This window comes from Aquitalea sp. S1-19, from assembly GCF_024343515.1.
In genome coordinates this window covers 1-6,252 of the sequence record NZ_RJTZ01000144.1, presented here as the reverse complement: position 1 = coordinate 6,252, position 6,252 = coordinate 1, and the positions used below count along the sequence as shown (strand labels likewise).

6 protein-coding genes are annotated in these 6,252 nt (G+C 65.2%); 5 read left to right on the top strand and 1 reads right to left on the bottom strand.

All coding sequences use genetic code 11. The features are described from left to right. The 5 genes from EGI20_RS15840 to EGI20_RS15820 all read left to right on the top strand — a co-directional run. The coding region (locus EGI20_RS15840; RefSeq protein ID WP_498632618.1) for an aldehyde dehydrogenase family protein at positions 1 to 629 on the top strand (629 nt) is incomplete at its 5' end. Then, on the top strand, positions 626 to 2,557 hold the full coding sequence (locus EGI20_RS15835) for a UvrD-helicase domain-containing protein (RefSeq protein ID WP_498632617.1): 1,932 nt from the start codon (positions 626 to 628) through the stop codon (positions 2,555 to 2,557). The genes EGI20_RS15840 and EGI20_RS15835, both read left to right, overlap by 4 nt. Before the next feature lie 57 nt (positions 2,558 to 2,614). Further along, entirely contained in the window at positions 2,615 to 2,806 is a 192-nt protein-coding gene (locus tag EGI20_RS15830; RefSeq protein ID WP_498632615.1) for a hypothetical protein, read from the top strand. Continuing rightward, positions 2,803 to 4,287, top strand: coding sequence for a sodium:solute symporter family transporter (locus tag EGI20_RS15825; RefSeq protein ID WP_498632614.1), 1,485 nt, complete (start codon positions 2,803 to 2,805; stop codon positions 4,285 to 4,287). Before EGI20_RS15830 ends, EGI20_RS15825 begins: the two co-directional genes overlap by 4 nt. Then, positions 4,284 to 5,675 (top strand): FAD-binding oxidoreductase, encoded by a 1,392-nt coding sequence (locus EGI20_RS15820; RefSeq protein ID WP_498632612.1) that lies wholly within the window; start codon positions 4,284 to 4,286, stop codon positions 5,673 to 5,675. Before EGI20_RS15825 ends, EGI20_RS15820 begins: the two co-directional genes overlap by 4 nt. Positions 5,676 to 5,705: 30 nt before the next feature. Here the strand turns inward: EGI20_RS15820 and EGI20_RS15815 are convergent. Beyond that, a partial coding sequence (locus EGI20_RS15815; RefSeq protein ID WP_498632610.1) for a methyl-accepting chemotaxis protein occupies positions 5,706 to 6,252 on the bottom strand: 547 nt, incomplete at its 5' end.

Below are 6,252 nucleotides of genomic sequence, written 5' to 3'. Positions count from 1 at the left end.
CCGCCTTCGAGGCGGCACACTCGCGCTTTCGCGACGCTGGCCAAAGCTGCAATGCCGCCAAACGCATGATTGTCGTGCCTGAAATCGCCGACGCCTTTGCCGAACGCTTTAGCCGCCACGCACGCGCGCTGGTGATGGGAGAGCCGCGCGATACAGCCACCACCCTGGGGCCGCTGGCGCGCGCCGACTTGCGCGAAGCCTTGCACGCCCAGGTACTGGATGCCGTTTCCCACGGCGCGCAACTGCTGTGCGGCGGGGTGATGCCAAGCGGCGCCGGCTTCTTTTATCCGGCCACCGTACTGGATAGTGTCAACGCAAACTGCCGGGTATGGCACGAAGAAGTATTCGGCCCGGTCGCCAGCATCATCCGCGCACGCGACGAAGCCGACGCCATCCGCATCGCCAACGACACCCCTTACGGTCTGGGTGCCAGCATTTTCTCGGCCGATACCGCGCGGGCGCGGGCGCTGGGTGCCGACATCGAGGCGGGCAGCGTGTTTATCAACCGCTATACCAGCTCGGACTTGCGCCTGCCCTTTGGCGGAGTGAAATCATCCGGTTACGGGCGCGAATTGTCCGAGTTCGGTCTGTACGAGTTCGTCAATGTGAAGACATGGTGGCAAAAGTGAGGGCGCATACCCGACTCACGCTCAGCGCCGAGCAGCAGGCCGTGCTCGATCACCGCGACGGCCATCTGCTGATCGAAGCGGCCGCCGGCAGCGGCAAGACCACCTTGCTCGCCCTGTTGGCGCTACAGCACGCGCATAGCAGCGGCAAAGTGCTGGCACTGACCTTTAGCCGTAGCGGCAAAGCCAGCTTGCAGCAACGCCTGGCCGAGCACGGCAGTCGCAGCGACGCCATCACCGTGCAGAGCTTTGACGAAGTGTGCATGGGCGAGGCCGGCCGCCTGCTGGCCGACGAGCGTCAGCTGGTGAAAAAAGACTGGGTACTGGAACATGTGCTGCCGCAGGTGGTCGCCGAGGTCAATCAGGCCATCGCCGGCAGCGACGAATTGCAGCTGCCGCAGGATGCGGCCAGCCTCACCGATTTGCTGGATACCTTCCAGAGCATCAAGCAAGGGCGGCTGGCGGCCTTGCTTGCCTATGAAGAAGACGCCGAAGTCATCGCCGGCACTTTGCAGCGCCCGCACGCGGTATGGCTGGCCTATCTCGCTTACGAAAACCGCCGGCGCACCCTGCGTCTGGAACGCTATACCGGCTTTCGCCTGATCGAAGACGCCTGCCACGATCTGATGGATGCGCTGGAGCAAGACCTGCTGCTCGCCCCCGGCCGTTTTAACGCGTCCTGCCTGTTTATCGACGAATTTCACGACACCAGCCCCTTGCAACTGGCGTGGCTACTGGCCTGGGGCGGACAGGTCGGCAAGCTGGTGGCGGTCGGCGACCGCGACCAGGTGCTGTATTCATGGCGCGGCGCCGATGCCGAAAGTGTGTTTGCCGGCTTTCGCCGCCAGCTCCCCAAGGTCACCGTGCTGCCGCTGTCCGCCTCCTACCGCTTCGGCCCCTTGCTGGCCGCGCGCGTGCAGCCGCTACGCAGCCCGCGCCTGCCGGTGCTGGCCGGCGCCGGCGGCGCGACCGAAATCGAAGCGGCACACGGCCACCTGGCCCAAGTGCTGGCCGCCAACCCCTACCCGGCCGGCGACACGGCACTGATCGCGCGCGACCGCGGCCAGACCGTGGCGGCACAGCTGGCGCTGACCGAGGCCGGCATCCCGTTTTATACCCTGGATGGCTGGCCGTGCTGGCGCAATAGCGAAGGCATGCTGATCCAGGCGCTGGCCCAGCTGATGGCGCCGACATGGAGCGTGCAAAGCGCACAGCAGAACGATCCGAAAAAGCTGCGCTATGAGCGCGAGCGGCGCGAACGTCTGGCCCGGCGTCTGGTCACCCTGCCCGGCTGGTGCCTGAACGATAAGCGCCAGCGCGAACTGGGTGCCATGGTGGCCGAGTCGGGCGAACACTGGCCGCTGCTGGCGCAGTGGCTGAGCGACTTGCCGCCGCCGGTGCATCCGGCCCAGCGCAGCCAGCTCCTGGCATTGCAACAGGCGCTGGCCACGCTGCTAAGCCACAACGGCGACGCCAAGCTTGGCGATGCCTTGGCCGTGTTCACCCGCGAAGCCCGCCTCTTGTCTACCCTGCGCGCCTATGCGCCATGGGGCGAGGCCCCCGATAGCCGGGTACAGGGCTGGCAGGCACTATGCCGCCATATCGCGCAACAGGGATTTAGCGCATCGCAATGGCTGGCTCGCTGCGAGCGCCTGAACTGGATGCACTGGAAAGCCGAGCAGGAAGCCGCCCAGGCGCTGGCCGTCGGCTCGGTCTTTCACGCCAAGGGCAAGCAATGGCCGCATGTCATCCTGACCGGCATGGACGCGCAAGCGTTTCCCCTGCCGGGCGCCCCCATGGCCGAGGAAAAACGCCGTGCCTATGTCGCGGCTACCCGCGCGCAAAACCGGCTAACCCTGCACTGCGCCGCCGAACAGGAACCGGGGCGGTTTTACCGCCTGCTGGCGGGAGAGGCCGGAAGCGACGCATAAGCGCTGCCGGCCTCGCCCGCCACTCCCGCCCTTGCACACAATAAAGAAGAATACCGAATGAAAACCCTGCTCTGCTGCCTGACGCTGCTGGTCGTCGCGCTCTACTATGGCGTGCTCGCCTATGCGCCAGGCCTGCTGGCCGGATACTTAGCCGGCTGGCCGCTATCCATCCTGTTTGCGCTGGCGGCGTTTGCCGCGCTGTTTGCCATCACCTTGTTTGCCGCCCTGCGCCGGGATGACACGCCATGAACGCGGCGCTGCTGTTTTTCCTGCCACTGGTCGTGCTCACGCTTGCCATCTGCCATCTGGCGGCACGGCGCAGCCAGTCTGCCGGTGATTTTTTCAGCGCCGGCAACCGCATCGGGCCATGGCAAAATGCCTTGGCACTGGCCGGCGACTATCTGTCGGCGGCGGCTTTTCTTGGCGCGGCCGGTCTCTATTTCGCCGCAGGTTACGACTCGCTGGTTTACGCGGTCGGTACGCTGGCCGGCTGGCCGCTATTGATGCTGCTGCTAGCCGGCAAGCTGCGCCAGCTTGGCTGCTTTACCGTGAGCGATGTACTGGCGCAGCGCTTTGCCAGCCGCAGGCTGCGCGCGCTGAGTGCCACAAGTTCGCTGCTGGTGACGCTGTTTTATCTGATTGTGCAGATGGTGGGCGCAGGCAAGCTGATCGAACTGCTGTTCGGCCTACCTTATCTGGCGGCGGTGGCGCTGGTGGCGCTGCTGATGGTGGGCTATGTCGCCATCGGCGGCATGCTGGCCACGACCTGGGTGCAGATGATCAAGGCGGTGCTGCTGCTATTGTGTGGTGCCATGCTGGCATGGGGCGTGCTCGCGCAGTTCGGCTTTAGCGCACCGGCCTTGTTTGATGCGGCCATCAGGCTGCGCGGCGAAGCCATCCTGCTGCCGGGTGCAACGCTGTCCGATCCGGTGGAGGTACTGTCGCTGGGGCTGGGGCTGACACTGGGCCTCCTGGGGTTGCCGCATGTACTGATGCGTTTTCTGACCGTGCCTGACGCCCGCGCCGCACGGCGCTCGGCGGCCATCGCCACCTTGCTGGTGGGCGGCTTTTTCTGCCTCAACATCCTGATAGGTTATGGTGCCATCGCGCTCTTGCCCGCTCACCCCGCATTTTTTGACACAGGCGGCAAACTGCTAGGCGGCGGCAATATGGCGGCGCTGCATCTGGCCGGCTTGCTAGGCGGTGCGCCCTTAGCCGGGCTGGTCGCTGCCGTGGCCTTTGCCACCATTCTCGCCGTGGTGTCCGGGCTGACACTGGCCGGCGCGGCGGCGATCAGCCATGATTTATGGGCCGGCTTGCACAGCCGAACGGTCAGCGCCGCCGAAAAGAAAGCTGTGTCGCGTTATGCTGCACTGGCGCTGGGCCTGCTGGCGGTGCTGCTCTCGACGCTGTTCCAGCAGCAGAATATCGCCTTTGTGATGGGCCTGGCCTTTGCCATTGCCGCCTCGGCCAACTTCCCGGTGCTGCTGCTGGCTTTATACTGGCGCGGCCTGACCGAGCAAGGCGCGCTGGCTTGCGCCGCTAGCGGCATGCTCGCCTCCGGCGTGCTGATTGTGCTGGGCCCGGCAGTCTGGGTCGCGGTACTGGGCTTTGACAGGCCGCTCTTTCCCTGGGCGAGCCCCGCACTCTTTGCCGTGCCGCTGGCTTTTGCCGCCGGTTTTCTGGGCTCGCAGCGCCGCGCCCTTTTCCGCAAAGTAAAACCACAATGAACGACTTGATTCACCGCCTGGCCGAAATCGTCGGCCCGACCCATGTGCAGACCCAGGATGGCGACACCGCGCCCTATCTCACCGACTGGCGCGGCCGTTATCACGGCCGTTGCGTGGCCGTCGTGGCGCCGGCCTCCACCGCCGAAGTCGCCGCGCTGGTCAGGCTGTGCGCCGCACGCCATATCGCCATCGTGCCGCAAGGCGGCAATACCTCGACCTGCGGCGCGGCCACGCCGGATGCGTCCGGCCGGCAACTGGTGCTGTCGCTTGCACGCATGAACCGGATACGCGACATCGACTGCGCCAATAATTCGATCACGGTCGAGGCTGGCGTTACGCTCGCGTCGGTACAGAACGCCGCACGCGAGGCCGGCCGCCTGTTTCCGCTATCGCTGGCATCTGAGGGCAGCTGCCAGATCGGCGGCAATCTCTCGACCAACGCCGGCGGTCTGGCCGTGCTGCGCTACGGCACCATGCGCGAACTGTGTCTGGGACTGGAAGTGGTACTGGCTGACGGCCGGATACTGCATGCCTTGTCCGGGCTCAGAAAAGACAGCAGCGGGCTGGATGTGAAGCAGTTGTTTATCGGTGCCGAAGGGCAGCTGGGCATTATCACCGCCGCCACCCTCAAGCTGTTCCCCCTGCCTGATGCCAGCGCCACCGCCTGGATCGGGGTCGATAGCGCCGACACCGCCATTCACTGGCTGGGGGCGCTCAGGCAGGCGTTCGGTGACCGCCTGACCAGTTTCGAGATCCTGTCCGAGCCCTGCCAGCGCCTGCTGGACAAGCATCAAGCGGGGCGGCTGCCGTTTATCGCGCCGTGGGCCTTGCTCATCGAACTGTCGGATGCCGGCGATAGCGCCGAACTTGGCGAGCGCCTGACGGCATGGCTGGCCGCACAGGAGATGGTGGACGGTGTGATCGCACAAAGCGAGGCGGAGCGCCTGAAGCTGTGGCAGTTGCGTGAAGACATGTCGGAAACGCAGAAAAAAGAAGGCGCCAGTATCAAGCACGATATCGGCGTGCCAAGCTCCGCCATTGCCGCCTTTATCGCTGCTTGCGGCGCTGCCCTGCAGGCAGCCTTTCCCGGCTGCCGCATCATGGTGTTCGGCCATGCCGGCGACGGCAATCTGCATTACAACGTCAGCCATACCCGCACGGATCACGCGGCGCTGTTCGACGACGAAACTGCGGTTAATGCCATCGTCTACGATCAGGTCGCACGCTACGGCGGCACCATCGCCGCCGAACACGGCGTAGGCCAGCTCAAGGGGCAGTGGCTCGCACGCTACAAGGACCCGGTGGCGCTCACTATCATGCGCAGCATGAAACAGGCGCTGGATCCGCAAGGGCTGATGAACCCGGGCAAGTGGCTAAGCCAGATCTAGGTGGGAGGCGGGCCGACGCCCGCCAAACCACTACACCCTGAATTTGCCGAAACGGCTGTCCATTTGCCCGGCCAGAGAGGAGAGCCGCGACAGGGTCGCGTTCACATCCTGCAAGGCACCCTCGTTGGCCACAATGCGGTTATTGATCGCTTCGGTACTCTGCGCAATCGCACCGGACGCCTGATGCTGCTCGCTGGTCGAGCTGGAGATCTCGCTCATGCGCTGCAGTACCTGACGCATGGAGTCGCGCACGCTCTGGATACGCGCGGCGGCTTCTTCGGTGCGCGCCGAACTCTGATCGACCACGCTGAGCGTACCTTGCACATCATCAACCGCACGTTTCGCCTCATCGCGGATAGCGCCAACCTTGCTGCTGATTTCCTGAGTGGCACTGGCGGTGCGCTCGGCCAGCTTGCGCACCTCGTCCGCCACCACGGCAAAGCCGCGTCCCTGTTCGCCGGCGCGCGCCGCCTCGATCGCCGCGTTCAGCGCCAACAGGTTGGTCTGGTCGGCGATATCGCGGATCACGCCGGTAATGCCGGAAATCTCCTGCGAGCGCCGGTCCAGCCCGGCCAGC

Bases quoted from the DNA above. Each gene is read 5' to 3' on its own strand.
- EGI20_RS15830 (WP_498632615.1), top strand. From the start codon at position 2,615: ATGAAAACCCTGCTCTGCTGCCTGACGCTGCTGGTCGTCGCGCTCTAC.
- EGI20_RS15825 (WP_498632614.1), top strand. From the start codon at position 2,803: ATGAACGCGGCGCTGCTGTTTTTCCTGCCACTGGTCGTGCTCACGCTT.
- EGI20_RS15820 (WP_498632612.1), top strand. From the start codon at position 4,284: ATGAACGACTTGATTCACCGCCTGGCCGAAATCGTCGGCCCGACCCAT.